Origin of the sequence: Catenulispora pinistramenti, from assembly GCF_018274385.1 — a bacterium.
In the GTDB taxonomy this organism is placed as follows: Bacteria; Actinomycetota; Actinomycetes; order Streptomycetales; family Catenulisporaceae; genus Catenulispora; species Catenulispora pinistramenti.
Map to the genome: position 1 here is coordinate 25,787 of NZ_JAAFYZ010000074.1, position 16,160 is coordinate 41,946.

Sequence of the window (16,160 nt, forward strand, 5' to 3'; positions counted from 1 at the left end):
CATACGGCGAGGAGTGGCACGGTACATGTGCGGTATCGCGGGTGTCTTCGGGGCCCATGACGAGGCCATGCTCAAGCGGATGGGCGACGCCATCGCCCACCGGGGGCCCGACGGCGAGGGCGTCTATAGCGACGGGGCGGAGGTCGGCTATGCCCACCGCCGCCTGGCCATCATCGACCGGGCGCACGGCGACCAGCCGTTCGTCACCGAGGACGGCCGCTATGCCGCCGTCTATAACGGCGAGGTCTACAACTACCGGGAGCTGATGGCCGAGCTGGAAGCCCTCGGCCGCACCTTCCGCACGGTCTGCGACACCGAAGTGGTGGTCCAGGCCTTCGCCGAGTGGGGCGAGGCGGCCTTCGACCGCTTCAACGGCATGTTCGCCATCGCCATCCACGACACCGAGACCGGCAAGAGCTACCTGGCCCGCGACCACTTCGGCATCAAGCCGCTCTACCTGGCCTCGGTCACCGGCGCCGACGACAGCCACCGGCTGGTCTTCGGCTCGGAGATCAAGGCGATCCTGGCCTCGGGCCTGGTCGAGGCGGCCCCGGACGACGTCACGCTCTATCGCTACCTGCGCTTCCGCATCCATGAGGACTCCGACCGCACCTTCTTCGCCGGCATCGAGAAGGTCCGCCCGGGCGAGCTGGTCGTCCTGGACGGCACCGGCGTCCAGCGCCGGATGTTCACCACGCTGCGTGAGGACCTGCTGGCCGACGGCCCGCGCTCGCCGTTCACCAAGGACACCACCAAGGAGTTCAAGGAGCGGCTGACCGAGTCGATCCGGATGCGCCTGGTCGGTGAGGTCCCGGTGGGCACGGCGCTCTCCGGCGGCCTGGACTCCTCCACGGTGGTCGCGGTCATCAGCAAGCTGATGAAGCAGCACGCGAAGGACGTGGAGTCGGTCGGCTCGGAGCAGAACAGCTTCTCCGCGGTCTTCCCCGGCAGCGTCAACGACGAGGAGCGCTACGTCGACGCCGTCCTGGCCAAGGCTGACGGTCCCGTGAACTGCCACAAGATCCACCCGAACCCGGACGAGTTCCTGGAAGACCTCGCCGACTTCGTGCGGACCCAGGAGGAGCCGACCATCTCCACCGGCCCCTACGCGCAGTACAAGGTGATGCAGGAGGCCACCAAGCACGTCACCGTCCTGCTCGACGGGCAGGGCGCGGACGAGATGATGGCCGGGTACCTGCCGTACTACTTCGTCTACCTGCGCCAGCTGCGCAAGGAGAAGCAGTACGGGAAGCTGATGCGCGAGGTGGTCTCCTCCACCGACGTGCTCTCCCGCTACGGCAAGCAGGTGGTCCGCGGCAAGATCGGCCTGGACCAGCCGGTGGACATCCGGCAGATGCTGGACAAGGGCTTCGCCAAGCAGCACAAGGGCGAGACGTTCAGCCCGGTGCCGGACGACCTGAGGGCCCGGCTGGTCGAGGACATCTTCGCCAACTCGCTGCCCTCGCTGCTGCGTTACGAGGACCGCAACACCATGCGGTTCTCGCTGGAGGGCCGCGTGCCCTTCCTGGACTTCAACCTGGTGCGCTACCTGTTCACCCTGGAGCCCGAGGCGATCATCAAGGGCGGCTGGAACAAGAAGATCCTGCGCGACTCGGTGCGCGGGCTGCTGCCGGACCAGATCGTCGACCGCCGCAACAAGATCGGCTTCACGACGCCGGAGCGCGAGTGGTTCCTGCGGATCAAGAACCACGTGCACACGGTCTTCCGCTCGGACTCCTTCGGTTCCCGGCCCTACTTCGACCAGGCCTCGGTGCTGCGCGCGTTCGAGGAGTTCATCGCCGGCAAGAACAGCGACACGATGCTGTTCTGGCGGATGCTCAACGTCGAGCTCTGGCTGCGCACCTTCGTCGACGCCCCCGGTACCCACGTGGACTCCACGACCTCGGCGGTCAAGGAGTACTTCGCGGCCAACCCCGGCAAGCAGATCGCGATCAGCACCGCCTCCAGCGGCCAGGTGCTCCGCTTCCCGATCCAGACCGACGCCTTCGCCAAGGGCGACGACTTCCACACCAAGATCTCCGAGTACGGCGCGGAGTTCGCCGCCAAGGCGGCCGAGTCCGACGACCACGCCGAGGCGCTGAACAGCCCCTGGTTCCTGGCGGTCAGCGAGAAGGTGGTCGCGATCTCCCAGGGCCGCAGCTACTTCCTGTGGGAGATCAAGCCCTCCTTCGCGGCCCGCAAGCTGCAGAAGTTCGTGGTCCGCACCCCGGCCGGCATCGGCCTGGGCTCCCCGGAGACCATGCAGCTGGCGATCCAGGAGGCCGGCCTGCCGCGCATCGTCGCGGCCTCCGCGGCCGGCGCCGTCGGCAAGGTCGTCGGCCGCAAGGGCCTGTTCTACCAGCTGGCCGGACCCGCGGTGCGGGCCATCGACGGCCCGACGCAGTACTCGCTGTACCCGTCGAACGTCTCGGCGAAGCTGGCCCCGGCGCAGCCCGACAAGGCCGCCGCCGAGCTGGCCGACCGGATCCGCAAGGTGCTGCCCGCCACGGCCGCCCAGACCTTCCAGGGCGTGGCCATCATCGACGCCAACGACCTGGGCTGCAACATCCTCGGGCAGGCCACCACGGTCGGCGAGGACAAGATCGCGGAGATGTTCGAGGACAACCCGCTGGGGCAGGGCGCGCAGCGCACGCCGCTGGCCGTGGTGGTGCTCCCGAAGCAGAAGTAGTGCTGGGAAGCTGATCGATCACCGGTCGATCACCGGTCGATCACCGGTCGATCGTCAGTCGATCGTCAGTCGATCACCAGTTCGGCAGGCCCGGTTCCGTTCGCGGACCGGGCCTGCCGCGTGTTCGGACACCCCGTCAGACACAGACCATTGCCCCAACGCTGGAGCAGACGGCCCAAGCCCAGCTAATCTACGGCTCGTGACTATCGAAGACGACGACGACCTCGCCCTGCCCGCGGCGCTGGCCGCGATAGCCGCGATCGGTTTCCCGCTGGATCTGGAGGCCGACGAGGACGAGGACGAGGAGCGCGCCGAACCCGACGAGGACGACGCGCCCGAAGACCCCCCGGTGGACTTCGAACCCTTCGAGGAGTTCCTGGACCCCGACGACGCCACCGACTGGTTCCGCGGCTGGACCGCCAACCAGGACGTCGACGCCGACCAGTTCCGCGTCTTCGGCCAGAGCGCGGACGGCGGCTACGCCGCCTTCTGGCTGGTCCGCGAAGACGCCACGCTGGCCGAACAGCCGATCGTGTTCCTCGGCTCCGACGGCGAGACCGGAGTGGTCGCCTGCGACCTGCCCTCGTTCCTGTGGCTGGTGGCCGACGGCTCAGGACCCTACGAAGCGGTGGAACACCCGACCCGCCGAAGCCGGCCCCACCCGGAGTTCACGGCGATCGCCGAGAAGCACGCCGGCACCGACCCGATGACGGCCCGCCAGGTGGTCGCCGCGGCCCGGGACGAGTTCCCGGACTTCGAGGACACCATGGTGGAACTCTCGCGCTGAGGCGCGGCAAGAGGAAAACGGCCCGGAACGATGCGGGCGGCAACGGCGCCGCCCGGTCATCGGCCGGGGTGCTCGTTCCGGTACCGCTGCGGGATCACAGTCAACGGCAGCGCTTCGCCGGTGGCGCGTGACCGGACGGCCGTCGGTCGCAACAGGGGCCGAGGCCCCGGCCCCCGCGCGATCCACTCACTGAGCGGTACTTCGATGGTCCCCATCGGATGCTCGACGGTCACCATCAGATCATCGGGATCCCGGTCCCGGCCCCAGTCCTCGGCCACCCGATCAGTGTCCCGGCAGCACACACACCGCGTCGATCCCCAGCACGTGGTTGAGCCGCCCGAAGGCCAGCCAGGACCCCAGACACATCGTCAGCTCGACTATCTCAGCCTGCGAATAGCAGTCGAGCATGCGCTGCCAGAACTCCGCGTCGAGGCCGTGGTGGTCCAGGGCGTAGCGCTCGGCGTACTCGGCGGCCAGCTTCGCCCGCCGGTCCAGGACTTCGGTGGTTCGCCACTCGGCGACCGCCGCGTCGAAGCCGTCCTCGACCTTCACGCCGGCGCGCTCGGTGCGCCAGTCCAGGCAGAACAGGCAGCCGTTGATCTGGGCGATCCGCAACCGGGCCGCCTCGAACTCCCGCAGCCCCAACGTCGTGTGCTGATACACGGCCATCGAGAACGCGGCCGCCGCCGGTCCGATGCCGGGCACCATCTCGCCCCACACGTAACCGATCGGCTCCTTGTCCTGCGGTATATCGATGATCACTGCGATTCGCCTTCCCACAGCCCGACCGGCGCCCCGACCGGCACCTCCAACGCGTCATAGACCCCCGCCGGGTGCTCCACCAGCCACCCGATCGCCCCGACCAGCCGCCCCACGGCCGTCGCGTTGCCGCCCGCCGAGCGGTTCCCGTCCTCGTCCGCGGCCTCGATCGTGACCTCGATCCGTGGCCGGCCCTCGATCACCACCCGGTGCGCCCCGACCCCGTCCGGCGCCTGCGGCCACTGCGGCGCCACCGAGGCGTGGATCCGGGTCACGTGCTCGATGACGATCCGCGCCGCGCCGCCGACCAGCCCGCGCACCTCGAAGCGCACCCCGCCCTGCGTCCCGGCCTCGAAGCGCCCCATCGTCGCGGTGTCCACCGACCCCGGCAGCGGCGCGCGCTCGACGTGCTCCTCGATCTCCGTCACCGCGACGCCCAGTGCCCGCGCCATCAGCCGGATCTGCCCGCCCCACACCATCGTCGGCACGTCCGGTGCGGTCATCGGCGGCTCGTAGTCCATCGGCTGTCCCATGCCGACCAGGTACCGGACCGAGTCCTGCTGGTCGTACGTCGAGTAGTCGAAGATCTCCTGACACCGTACCGCCTCGATCGAGGTTCCCAACCCCGCCATCATCAGCGGCAGCACGTCGTTGGCCCACCCCGGATCCACCCCCGACGCGAACAGCGACCCGCCGCCGGCGGCCACCGCCGCGAGTACCTGCTCCCGTTGGCCGGCCGGCGCGCTGGGCGGATCGTAGAACGCGTACAAAGCCGGCGTGACCACCACTGCCCCGCCCTGGATCGCGCGGATGACGTCCGCCAACGCCGCATCCGGCCGCACGTCCCCGGAAGCCGCGTACACCACGGCCCGGGCCCCGCGCAGCGCGTCCGCGACGTCGTCGGTCGCCGCTACTCCCAGCTTGCGCCCCAGCCCGGCCAGTTCCCCGGCGTCGCGCCCGACTTTCGCCGGGTCGTGCACGAGCACCGCGTGCAGTGCCAGCCCGGGGCGCGCGGCGACCGCCCGGATCGCCGCGCGCCCGATGTTCCCGGTGCCCCACACCAGGGTCGGGATCTCATCCGCCATTGGCGATGATGTTCTCGATGTTGCGCTCGGCCAGCGCGGTGATCGTGACGAACGGGTTGACGCTGGTGTTGCCGGGGATCAGCGCGCCGTCCATCACGTACAGCCCCGGATAGGCGGTCAGCCGCCCATAGTTATCAGTAGCCTGATTCAGCACCGCGCCGCCGAGCGGGTGGTACGTCAACTCGTCCTGCCAGGTCTTGTACGTCCCGAACAGGTCGGTCCGGTAGATGGTGCCCTCGGTCGAGTTGATCTTGTCGAAGATGGTCTTGGCCATCGTGATCCCGTCCTGCTTCCACGCCTGCTGCCAGCTCAGATCCACCTTCTGCGTGGAGCTGTTCCAGGAGAACTGCGCGCGGTGCGGGTTCTTCGTGATCGACAGGTACAGCGAGGCCCAGGTCTCGATCCCGATCGGCAGCGGGGCCACCTCGGCGAACGCGCCGCCGGCGGTCCAGTTGTCGATGCCGCCGCAGGGGATGGTCGACTGGTTGGCGCCGGTGGGGTCCCAGATCTGGTTGGCCCGGCCCACCATGATGTTCCCGTTGTCGCCCCAGCCCTGGCCGACCTGGTCGTTCAGATTCGGCAGCTGCCCGGTGTCGCGCATCTGCACCAGCAGCTTGCTGGTGCCCACGCTGCCCGCGGCGAAGACCACCTTGTCCGCGGTCACCTCCTTGGTGACGATTACGTTCCCGGAGGTGTCCAGCTGGTTCATCAGCACCGTGTAGCCGCCGCCGGAGGCCGGGGACACCGAGGTCACCTTGTGCAGCGGGGAGATGTTGACCTTGCCGGTGGCCAGCGCGGCCGGGATGTACGTCTTCTGCAGGGACTTCTTGCCGTAGTTGTTGCCGTAGAGCAGTTCCTGGGCCAGTGCCGAGCGCGGGACCGTGCCGGCGTCCTCCTGCTGCATGTAGTTCCAGTCATACACGTCCGGCACGAACTCGAACGGGAACCCCGAGCGGCCGGCCTGCTTCTGCCCGACCCGCGCGAACTCGTACCACTGCGTGGTGTTGAACCAGCTGTTGGGGATGACCCCGGCACCGAGCCCGGCGTTGGCCCGCGGGTAGTAGACGTTGTACATCTCGTTCGGATCCACCGAGGGCAGGATCGCGCCGAAGTTCTCCTGCTTCGGGGTCACCGCCATCCCGCCGTTCACCAGCGACCCGCCGCCGATGCCGCGGCCCTGGTACACGGTGATCCCGGCGAAGTCCTCGGCGTCCAGGATCCCGGTGTACGACGGGATGCTCCGGTCGATCGGGATCCCGAGGAAGTAGCCGACCGGCTGCTTGGTCTCGGTCCGCAGCCAGAACGACCGCTCGTCGGGGCTGGTCAGGTTGCAGAAGATCTTGCCGTCCGAGCCCGGGGTGTCCCAGGCCATGCCCATCTCGATCATCTCCACCGCGACGCCGGCCTGGGCCAGCCGCAGCGCGGCCACCGAGCCGCCGTAGCCGGTGCCGATGACCAGCGCCTGGACGTGCGCGCCGTTGCCGATGGGGGTGGCGCGCCGGGCCGCGGCGGTGGCCTTCGCGGCGGAGAAGCCGCCCAGCGCCGCCGCGCCTAGAACGGAACCTGTTCCCGCCAGGAATCCGCGCCGTGACAGACCTCGGACTCCTGGGCCCCGCCTTGCTGTTGCGCTCATGTGACGCTCCTCACACGGTGCGGATTTTGAGAACTTGTTCTACTACCGCCACCGTGAGAAGTCACGCACTTACTGACAAGTAATATAACGGAGCATCAGATCAAAAACCCCAGGTAGATCATGCTGTATCGGCTCACCGAGGGGTTTGACTCCGATACGTGTGGCCCAATTCCGGACCCAGCCCGAAGTAGTGCCGGAAGTTGTAGATCAGCGGACTCCACGCCGCCGGTTCCACGTAGTTCGTCCCGGCGATGACGACCGCCGCATCGGCGTGCACCTTCAGCACTTGGGCCTGGACGATGAGGAAGTCCCCGGTGACGCCGAGCCGGGCCGGCGCCACCCGGGCCTCGAACTGCAATCCGCACTCCGCGACCCGCGGCGGGTTGACAACCACAGACTCCTGAGATGTGAACCCTGATACAGCGAACTTGTCAGGCTCATACCGCATCCCCGCCGGCTTGCTCTCCGGCACCGGGAACCGGCCCGTCACCCCGGCCAGCGACTCGATCTGCTTCCACAGATGCGGTCCGGGCACGTTGATCACGATGTCCGGACGCCGCGCGAGGTTGTACGCGCTCTGGCCGTCCGCGCCGAGGCCGAGGACGATCGTGTAACCGAGTGCCCACGCCGACGAGATCGGCGCGAGATTGGCCGAGCCGTCGTCGTTCTCCGTGGACAGCAGGACCACCGGGGTGCCGAAATACAGGATCGTCGGCTCGATCGGGACATGCTCGCTCATGAACCGAAGGTAGGCAGCGGACACTTCGGCGGCGGCCGAACCGTGGCCGGACCATAATCGCTGGTATGAGCACCACCGGCCCCGTCCCCGCGGACCCCACCCTCGCCGGCTCCGAACTGGCCGCGATGGCCCGCCTGCTGGCCGACGGCACCCGCGCCACCTTCTGCCTGGCCCTGCTCGACGGCCGCGCCTGGACCCCGACCGAGCTGGCCCGGTACGCCGGCGTCGCGCCGTCCACCACCACCGAGCACCTGAACACCATGGTCGCCGGCGGGCTGCTGGCCGAGGAACGCCAGGGCCGGCACCGCTACGTGCGGCTGGCCGGCCAGCCGATCGCCGAGCTGATCGAGACCATGGCCGCCGCCGCACCGGTCCGGCCCGCCCAGGCCCCGCGCACGCTGTCCGCCGACAGCCGGCGGCGCGCGCTGGCCCACGCCCGCACCTGCTACGACCATCTGGCCGGCCGGGTCGGCGTGGCGATCGCCGAGGCGATGACCGAGCGCGCGTTCGTGGAGTGGGAGCACGGCCTGAAGCTCACGCCGGGTGGCGAACGCTGGCTCGCCGAGCTCGCGATCGAGGTCCCGGTCTCGGCCAGACGCCCGGCGCTGCGGCCGTGTCTGGACTGGACCGAACGCCGCCCGCACCTGGCCGGAGCCGTCGGCGCGGCGCTGTGCGGCCACGCGCTGGACAAGGGCTGGATCCGGCGGGTCGGCAGCAGCCGCGCGGTGCTCGTCACCCCGGTCGGCCGCGACGTCCTCACCACCTGGCTGGGCCTGTCCGCGGAGCTGCTGACGCCGGCCACGAACTGATTCAGTTCTCTGATTCACCTGTCGGACCCGTTCGGCCACGGTGCTATGCCGCATTGCGGTGGCGGGCGCTGAAGCGGCGCGCCAGCCGGCACCCGGCCCGCGCCCGAGCGACACCGAATCAGAGCACGCATAGGGTCACCGGCACGCGGCCCGGGTTCCGGCGGATCCGTTCTTCGGGTGCCAGTGGGAGCGGGCCGCGCGTCCCATTCGGGTCCGACAAGGGGTGGTGTCATGTCAGCATCCTCAATCAGTGTGCGAAGAGCCCTGGCGTTCCTCGGAATGCTGGTGCTCACGGCCGCCGCGCTGGTGGTCGCTCCGGCCGGCCGGGCGCACGCCGCCGCCAACGTCGCGGTGCAGCTCGGCTACGCCGACAACCTGCGCGCGAATCCCAACAACTTCCCGACTCCGTGGGAGGGCGCGCCGGACGTCACCTACGGCGGCTGTACCGGCGGCTGCACCTTCGACGCCGGTGCGGTGCGGGTCATCAACAACACCGGGGTCGACGTCAGCGTCGACTACATCAAGGTGAGCTTCGGCACCTGCGTGTTCGACATCTGGCGGCACAACGTACCGCTCGGGGTGAACGGGCAGTACATCGTCACCCAGACGATCAACTCCTTCAGCTCCGGCTGCACCTCCGACGGCTCCTTCGACACCTCCGACATCGGGCCGAACGGCGCGAGCTGGTCCGGCAACTGCAACCAGTCCGGCGTGGTGCCGGTCGTCACGGTGTCCATCGACGGTGTGGTCAGCAGCTTCAACGACAGCGGCAAGATCCTGAACACCGGCGGCGTCGACGGCGCCTCCTGCGGGATGGGCAACGAGTCCCAGCAGTGGGCCCCGGTCGGCAGCGTCTCCTGCCCGGGCTCGATCCTGTCGCTGGCGCCGCCGCAGCAGGAGCTGGCGGTCGGTTCGCAGGCCTCTGTCACCGCCAACTACGTCAACAGCTGCGGCGACCCGCTCCAGGGCGCGCCGATCGCGTTCAAGGTCTCCGCCGGCCCGAACGACGGCCTGACCGGGACCGGTACCACCGACGCCGCGGGCAACGCGACGTTCAGCTATACCAGTACGACTTCGGGGACTGACACAGTCGGCTCCTCGACGTCGAACCCGGCCGGCACCGTCAGCTCCAACAACGTCAGCGTCATCTGGGACATCCTGCTGACCGGCCGCGCCTACGGCCTGGAGTCCTCCGGCCTGCTCGGCATCACGCCGACACCCCAGGCCGGCCCGGTCGCGACCACCGTGGCCGGCAACAGCTCCCCGCCGTGCGTGGTCACCATCAGCGGCCTGATCAACGCCGGCACCCTGTGCGCGAACGTCACCACCGCACTCGACCCGGACTCCTCCACCGCCAACGCCTCGGTCCAGCACGTCGGCATCGGCCTGCTCGGCATCCCGGCGATCCAGATCGGTGCGGTCACATCCACCTCGCACTCGGTCTGCGCCGGCAGCACCGGCGGCGCGACCATCGCCTCCATCACGGTCGGCGGCATCGCGGTCCCGGTCAGCCTCACCCCGGGCCCGAACACCACGGTGAACCTGCTCGGGATCAAGCTGATCCTGAACGAGCAGCTCCCCACCGACACCGGCACCGACCACACGCTGACGGTCAACGCGGTGCACGTGATCGTGCCCGGGCTGCTGGACACGATCGTGGCCTCGTCGACCAGTGACATCCACGGGTGTGTCTGAGCGACGTGTCTGAGCTCTGAGATGAGATAGGAGCCGCGAAAAGTGACGGCCCTGGCCGGGGAATCCCCGGCCAGGGCCGTCCATCGTGTGCCTTACCGCGGGCGGCGCGTCGTCACGTTCCGCCCGCGCGCTGTGCGGAACTCAGCCGCAGGTCGTGCCCAGCGCGGTCATGTCAGTCGTGACCGCGGTCTCGTCAGGCTGCTTGCCGGAGGCGGCGGCATTGGCGATGTTGGTCAGGTCGTCGCCGACCTTGTTGATCGCCGCGGCCTTCGACGGGTCGGTGGACTTGCCCGCGTCAGCGTGGAACTTGCCGCCGAGGGTCTTGAACGCGGCGATCGCGGCTGCGGGATTGGTGCCGACGCTGCCCATCGATGAGCCGAGGGTGGACAGGTCCGACATCGCCGCCTGGCACCCCGGGTCGCTACCGCCGAGCGCGCCGGTGGTGCCGCCGGTCGAGCTGGAGTCGTCCGAGGACGAGTCGCCGCCGGTCGTGCCCGAGGTGTCAGAAGAAGTAGCGCCGCCGGTGCTGCCGCCCGTCGAGGACCCCCCGGTCGACGAGGTGCCGCCGGTGGACCCCGCCGCCGAGGTGTGGCCGGTGAGCGGGTTGCTGCTGCTTGCGGACGTCGTGCCGGACGAAGAACAGCCCCCGAGCAGGATCACCGACGAGGCCAGGGCTGCGCCGACGAGAGCCCGGACGCCACGCGTGGTGGACATTGGTGTTACCCCCATTGTTGTGTATCGGACGTGCGAAGTGCCTCGCCACGCTACCGCAACGGGTTGACGGCGAGTGCACAGACCGGAGGGATATCCCTTAAAGACGATGCCAAACGTGAGCGGCTCGCGATCATCGCGTGATATCGATCATTGAGATGATCTCCAGCGCCGCGGCGACCGTCGCCGCCAGTGTCTCCGTCACCGGAATCCCGAACCTGCGCCCCAGCCGGACCAGATACCGGTTCCGCTCGGGATTCGGGCAGTCCGGCGGGCAGCCGAGCACTGTGCGGCCTGAGCGCACGGTGAACCCGAACTCGACGTTTGTGGTGAAACCCGGCATGGTGCGCAGATCGCGCGGGATCCAGAACAGGACCGCCGACGCGCGGTCCAGTCCGTCCCACTCCCACTCGATCTGGTCCTCGTACTCGGTGTCCGACAGGCCGCCGGGGTTCTCCGGAACCAGGATGTGCAACGTCGCAGGCAAGGTCCACGCGGCGTCCAGCGCCTCGATCGCCTGTGGACGCCAGGAGGCGACGGCCGCCGAGCGCGGGGTCGGGCCGGCCAGGAACACGCTCGGCCCGGCCGGGATCGGCTCGCGGGCCCACACGACGGAAACAGTCATGCGGTCATCATCGGGGGGACCGGGTGCCTTCGGGCAACGCCCGGCACCCGGAGTTCTCCCCGAATCCATCATCCGCGGCTACTTTGCGAAGGAAGAGCGACATCTCAATCCTCTGTCGAAGACAGGAGCCCGCGTATGTCGTTGTCCCGTCGTCGTCTGGTCACCACAGCCGCCGCCACCTCCGCGCTGTCCCTACTGCCGCCCTCGCTGACCGAGGCGATGGCCGCGGCCGCCCCGGATCCGCGGCTGCACTCGCTGGACCAGATCGAGCACGTCATGATCCTGATGCAGGAGAACCGCAGCTTCGACCACTACTTCGGCACGATGTCCGGGGTGCGGGGGTTCGGGGACCGCGACGTCGTCCGCCTGCCCGACGGCCGCCCGGTGTTCTACCAGCCGGACGCCGCCAACCCCGACGGCTACACCCTGCCCTTCCGCGTCGACACCACCAAGACCAGCGGGGCCAAGTACCCCAGCACCGACCACGGCTGGCCGGCCCAGCACGCGTCCTGGAACTCCGGCGCGATGGACGGCTGGCTGGCCGCGCACCGCCTCACCGACGGCGGGCCCTGGACCATGGGCTACCACACGCGCCAGGACGTGCCGTTCCACTACGCGCTCGCCGACGCCTTCACCGTGTGCGACAACTACCACTGCTCGGTCTTCGGCCCCACGCATCCCAACCGGGTGATGGCGATCAGCGGCACCAACGACCCGCACGGCGTGGCCGGCGGCCCGGTGGTGAGCAACGCCAACCCGGTGCCGTTCCGCTGGACCACCTACGCCGAACGCCTGGAAGCCGCCGGTATCAGCTGGCGCTACTACGTCGCCAACACCGCGGGCTCGGATCTGGGCTGGTTCCAGGCCTTCCAGGACGCTCCCAAGGACTCCTCGCTGTGGATCAACGGCGTGCAGGCCCGGCCGCCGCAGGCGATCGCCGACGACATCGCCAACGGCGACCTGCCCGCCGTCAGCTGGCTGAACTCGCAGTACCAGCCCTCGATCGGGCTGCCGGAGGCCAGCGAGCACCCGCCGGGGCTGCCCGGGGCCGGGGCGAAGTACATCTGGGACGTGCTGGACGCGCTCGGCCAGAACCCCGACGTGTGGGCCAAGACCGTGCTGATCATCACCTACGACGAGAACGACGGCCAGTTCGACCACGTGCCGCCGCCCACCGCGCCGCCCGGCACGCCGGGGGAGTGGATCACCGTCGACCCGCTGCCGGCGGACTGTGGCGGCTTCGCGGGCCCCAACGGCCTCGGGTTCCGGGTGCCGACGCTCGTCGTCTCGCCGTGGAGCGCCGGCGGCTACGTGTGCTCGGAGGTCTTCGACCACACCTCGACGCTGCGCTTCCTGGAGCGCCGGTTCGGCATCTGGGAGCCGAACATCAGCGACTGGCGCCGCCGCACGGTGGGTGACCTGACGCGGACGCTGCGTATGCACGAGCCGCACCGGGCGTTCCCGAAGCTCCCGGACGCCGAGGCGCTGTACCAGACCGAGCTGAACGAGGTCGCGACGCTGCCCGCGCCGGTGCCGCCCACGGAGCAGAGCATGCCGCGCCAGGACCCGGGACGCCGCCGCCGGGTGGGGTGACCGGGCGGGCTGAATAGTTCCTTTTGCGCCCCTGGGAAGGTCCTGAGATCACCTCAGGCCCTTCCCGGTTTCAGTTGCCCTGACAGTGATCCCGCCGCCACGGATCGTAAGGCGTGTGGTCAAAAGCACCTAAAACCCTTACCGCCAGTGCGCCCTATATCAACTACATGTCATCGTTCTTGTTATTTGCTCAGGCTTGTGCTTACCGTCTGGGGCATGCCCCGCCGCGAGTGGGGACCTCGCCGGCCGGCACGCCCCTTCCTGCCCCGGACCGCGAGAGTCATCTGGAACCGACCCCCGTGATCGGAGCAGGACGCGGACGACCCCTGGTCGTCCGCCGGCGTGGCGGAGAGAAAGCAAGAGCCGAGCATGTTCAAGCTGTCCAACCGCAAGAAGACCGGAATCGTCGTGGCCTCCGTGGCCGGTGCCGCAGTCGTGCTGCCCGCCCTCATGGCCACCACCGCCAGCGCCGCCAGCGTCTCCACCTGGGACCAGGTCGCGTCCTGTGAGAGCGGCGGCAACTGGTCGATCAACACCGGCAACGGCTACTACGGTGGCCTGCAGTTCTCGACCAGCTCCTGGCTGGGCGCCGGCGGCGGCCAGTACGCCGCGCGCGCCGACCTGGCCACCAAGGACCAGCAGATAGCCGTCGCCGAGCACCTGCTGGCCATGCAGGGCCCCGGCGCCTGGCCGGTCTGCGGCCCCCGTGCCGGCCTGAGCGCCGGCGGCGCCGCGGCCGCCGTGAACACCAGCGGCGGCTCGTCGAGCAGCAGCACCCAGCAGCAGAGCCAGCCGGCTCAGCAGACCCAGCAGCAGGCGCCGAAGCAGTACACCCAGTCCCAGACCAACACCCAGGACTGGAGCGCGCCGAAGCAGAACACCCAGCAGGCCCCGGTCCAGGCTCCGGTCCAGACCCAGGCCCCGGCTCAGACCCAGGCTCCGGCCGTCCAGGCCCAGCCGAACGGCCAGACCTACACCATCGTCAGCGGCGACACCCTGTCCCAGATCGCCGTCAGCCACCACGTGGCCGGCGGCTGGCAGAGCCTGGCCCAGCTGAACAAGGGCCAGATCTCGAACCCGAACCTGATCTTCCCGGGCCAGGTCATCAAGCTCTGAGTTTGACAGCACACTGCTTCACCCGGCCCCGGCCCGCCTTGTGCGGGCCGGGGCTGTGGCTCGTACTCGTACCCTTACTCCCTTATGACGCCGACTTATGACGCCGAAGCCCCGCGGGCCGCCGCGACGGCCTCCAGCGCGAGCTTCAGCGAGGTCTCAGCGTCCTGCTTCGCCGAGTCCATGACCGCGTGCGGCTCCGGCCATGCCTCCCACTGCCCCCGCATCCGCAGCACGTGCTCCCACGGCACCGTCGGCCGCCAGCCGGGGATGCCCCGGTCCCGGCCCTCCACCCGCGAGCGGTGCAGCTCCGCGTCCGAGCAGACGCACTCCACGCCGACCAGGCGCGCCCCGAGATTCTCCGTCACCCGCCGATACCGCTCCCGGGCCTGGACCTCGTGCCCGGTCACGTCGAGCACCACGTCCAGCCCCAGCTGCAACTGCCGGGCCAGTGCCGCCACGATCATCATCTCCGCCACCGGGACCTGGTTGTCGTTCGTCAGCACCCGGAACGGCGTCAGCGCCCCGAGCTGCCAGTCCATGGAGAACACCGCCGCGCGAAGCTCCCGGGCCAGACCCTCGGCAAGCGTGCTCTTCCCGGCCCCCGGCACCCCGGCGACCAGCACCGCGACCGGCGTCGCATCGGGGTCCAGCGGAGTCAGGCGCTCATAGACTCCGAACGCGTATTCAGCCAACGCGGCGTCATCAGTCATAGAAACGACCCTAGGCAGGCGCCCGGCCGAAGTGCGTCCCCATTCGCTGACGGCGAACGCCCTGCCGACGATCACCGGCACCATCGCCTAGCCTGGACCCATGCCCGCAGCTTCGGTGTCCACCAAAACGTTGCAGATTCCCACCCCTGACGGCCAGTCCGACGCCTTCGCCGCGTTCCCCGACGACGGCGGGCGCCACCCGGGGGTGCTGATGTACCCGGACGGCTTCGGCATCCGGCCGGTACTGCGGGAGATGGCCGGCGAACTGGCCGGGCACGGGTACTACGTGCTCGTCCCCAACTACTTCTACCGAACCGGCCCGACCCCGGTGATCGAACTTCCCGACTACATCGGAGAAGAGGCCAGGCCCGCGATCTTCGCCCGGCTGATGCCCATGATCGCGGCGCACACCAACGAACATGTCCTAGTGGACGCCGAGGCCTATCTCAGTTTCCTCACCGCCCAGCCCGAGGTCGGCACCGGACCGGTCGCGGTGACCGGCTACTGCATCGGCGGCCTGTGGGCACTGCGCACCGCCGCGGCCCACCCCGCCCAGGTAGCCGCCTTCGCCGGATTCCACAGCCCGGTGGTCGCCGACGGACCCGACGGCCTGCACCGACTGCTTTCGCAGATCACTGCCGAGGTCCACCTCGGCCACGCCGAATCCGACATGACACCCGAAGCACTGAACGAACTCAACGAGGCCTTGGACGCCGCCGGTGTCGGCCACAGCTCTGAGATCTACCCCGGCACCATCCACGGCTTCACCATGTCCGACACCGACGCCTTCAACTCCGACGCGCGGCAGCTGCACTGGGACCGCCTGCTCGGCCTCCTTCGCCGGACGCTCGTCGACGGGTGAGGTCTGGTTCGGGTCTTTTGGGAGAGGGCTGGGGTTTGCTGGCCGGGTTGCGGTTGGGGTGTGGTTTGAAAGGCGATTTTTACGGCCTTCGGTCATAGTTGTGCCGGTTCGGGGTTCGGGGTGGTGGGTGTGTTTGTCGGCTGCCGGTTCGCGGGTTCACAACCCCGGCCGCACCTCAGGCCTCTTCAACTCCAGTTAGCCAGTGCAAGATCAAGAGCTGAAGGTCAAGGTCAAGGGCTGTGATGAAGGGCCGGGCCTCCGGCGGGCCTCGGCAACCTCAGGGAAACTAGCGCGGTTCCCTAGGGTGGCCGATCTAGTCTCAGCGGCTGCGGTTTGTGGGGTGGTGC

At 69.2% G+C, this 16,160-nt stretch carries 14 protein-coding genes; 7 read left to right on the plus strand and 7 right to left on the minus strand.

From position 1 onward, the window contains the following. Positions 1 to 25: 25 nt before the first annotated feature. On the plus strand, positions 26 to 2,689 hold the full coding sequence (asnB, locus tag KGQ19_RS21870) for an asparagine synthase (glutamine-hydrolyzing) (RefSeq protein WP_212011072.1): 2,664 nt from the start codon (positions 26 to 28) through the stop codon (positions 2,687 to 2,689). Between the two features lie 199 nt (positions 2,690 to 2,888). Beyond that, positions 2,889 to 3,476: a hypothetical protein gene (locus KGQ19_RS21875; RefSeq protein WP_212011073.1), complete on the plus strand. Its 588-nt coding sequence runs from the start codon at positions 2,889 to 2,891 to the stop codon at positions 3,474 to 3,476. Positions 3,477 to 3,758: 282 nt separating this feature from the next. Here the strand turns inward: KGQ19_RS21875 and KGQ19_RS21880 are convergent, their stop codons facing one another. The 4 genes from KGQ19_RS21880 to KGQ19_RS21895 all read right to left on the minus strand — a co-directional run bounded on the left by KGQ19_RS21880 (position 3,759) and on the right by KGQ19_RS21895 (position 7,692). Then, the gene (locus KGQ19_RS21880; protein ID WP_212011074.1) at positions 3,759 to 4,238 is read right to left on the minus strand and encodes a carboxymuconolactone decarboxylase family protein; all 480 of its coding nucleotides are present in this window, start codon (positions 4,236 to 4,238) and stop codon (positions 3,759 to 3,761) included. Then, on the minus strand, positions 4,235 to 5,320 hold the full coding sequence (locus KGQ19_RS21885; protein WP_212011075.1) for an NAD(P)H-dependent amine dehydrogenase family protein: 1,086 nt from the start codon (positions 5,318 to 5,320) through the stop codon (positions 4,235 to 4,237). Before KGQ19_RS21885 ends, KGQ19_RS21880 begins: the two co-directional genes overlap by 4 nt. After that, positions 5,310 to 6,953: a GMC oxidoreductase gene (locus KGQ19_RS21890; protein ID WP_212011076.1), complete on the minus strand. Its 1,644-nt coding sequence runs from the start codon at positions 6,951 to 6,953 to the stop codon at positions 5,310 to 5,312. Before KGQ19_RS21890 ends, KGQ19_RS21885 begins: the two co-directional genes overlap by 11 nt. 133 nt (positions 6,954 to 7,086) lie before the next feature. Continuing rightward, positions 7,087 to 7,692: a flavin reductase family protein gene (locus KGQ19_RS21895; RefSeq protein ID WP_212011077.1), complete on the minus strand. Its 606-nt coding sequence runs from the start codon at positions 7,690 to 7,692 to the stop codon at positions 7,087 to 7,089. Between the two features lie 65 nt (positions 7,693 to 7,757). Here KGQ19_RS21895 and KGQ19_RS21900 point away from each other — a divergent pair, with 65 nt between their 5' ends. Then, positions 7,758 to 8,501 (plus strand): ArsR/SmtB family transcription factor, encoded by a 744-nt coding sequence (locus KGQ19_RS21900; RefSeq protein ID WP_212011078.1) that lies wholly within the window; start codon positions 7,758 to 7,760, stop codon positions 8,499 to 8,501. A 231-nt stretch (positions 8,502 to 8,732) separates the two neighbouring features. Further along, positions 8,733 to 10,196 (plus strand): Ig-like domain-containing protein, encoded by a 1,464-nt coding sequence (locus tag KGQ19_RS21905; protein ID WP_212011079.1) that lies wholly within the window; start codon positions 8,733 to 8,735, stop codon positions 10,194 to 10,196. Positions 10,197 to 10,337: 141 nt separating this feature from the next. Here the strand turns inward: KGQ19_RS21905 and KGQ19_RS21910 are convergent, their stop codons facing one another. Together KGQ19_RS21910 and KGQ19_RS21915 are read right to left on the minus strand one after the other, a co-directional pair. After that, positions 10,338 to 10,910: a hypothetical protein gene (locus KGQ19_RS21910; protein ID WP_212011080.1), complete on the minus strand. Its 573-nt coding sequence runs from the start codon at positions 10,908 to 10,910 to the stop codon at positions 10,338 to 10,340. A 130-nt stretch (positions 10,911 to 11,040) separates the two neighbouring features. Further along, the gene (locus KGQ19_RS21915) at positions 11,041 to 11,532 is read right to left on the minus strand and encodes a nucleoside 2-deoxyribosyltransferase domain-containing protein (protein ID WP_212011081.1); all 492 of its coding nucleotides are present in this window, start codon (positions 11,530 to 11,532) and stop codon (positions 11,041 to 11,043) included. A gap of 135 nt (positions 11,533 to 11,667) precedes the next feature. Here KGQ19_RS21915 and KGQ19_RS21920 point away from each other — a divergent pair, with 135 nt between their 5' ends. Continuing rightward, positions 11,668 to 13,125: an alkaline phosphatase family protein gene (locus KGQ19_RS21920; protein WP_212011082.1), complete on the plus strand. Its 1,458-nt coding sequence runs from the start codon at positions 11,668 to 11,670 to the stop codon at positions 13,123 to 13,125. 369 nt (positions 13,126 to 13,494) lie between these two features. Further along, a complete protein-coding gene (locus tag KGQ19_RS51985) occupies positions 13,495 to 14,241 on the plus strand; it encodes a LysM peptidoglycan-binding domain-containing protein (protein ID WP_212011083.1) in 747 nt (248 codons plus the stop codon). Between the two features lie 95 nt (positions 14,242 to 14,336). On the opposite strand, the gene KGQ19_RS21930 is transcribed toward KGQ19_RS51985, so the two are convergent. Beyond that, positions 14,337 to 14,951, minus strand: a complete 615-nt coding sequence (locus KGQ19_RS21930) for a P-loop nucleotide/nucleoside kinase family protein (protein WP_212011084.1) — start codon at positions 14,949 to 14,951, stop codon at positions 14,337 to 14,339. A 100-nt stretch (positions 14,952 to 15,051) separates the two neighbouring features. Between KGQ19_RS21930 and KGQ19_RS21935 the strand changes: the two genes are divergently transcribed. After that, positions 15,052 to 15,813: a dienelactone hydrolase family protein gene (locus tag KGQ19_RS21935; protein WP_212011085.1), complete on the plus strand. Its 762-nt coding sequence runs from the start codon at positions 15,052 to 15,054 to the stop codon at positions 15,811 to 15,813. Positions 15,814 to 16,160: the final 347 nt, after the last annotated feature.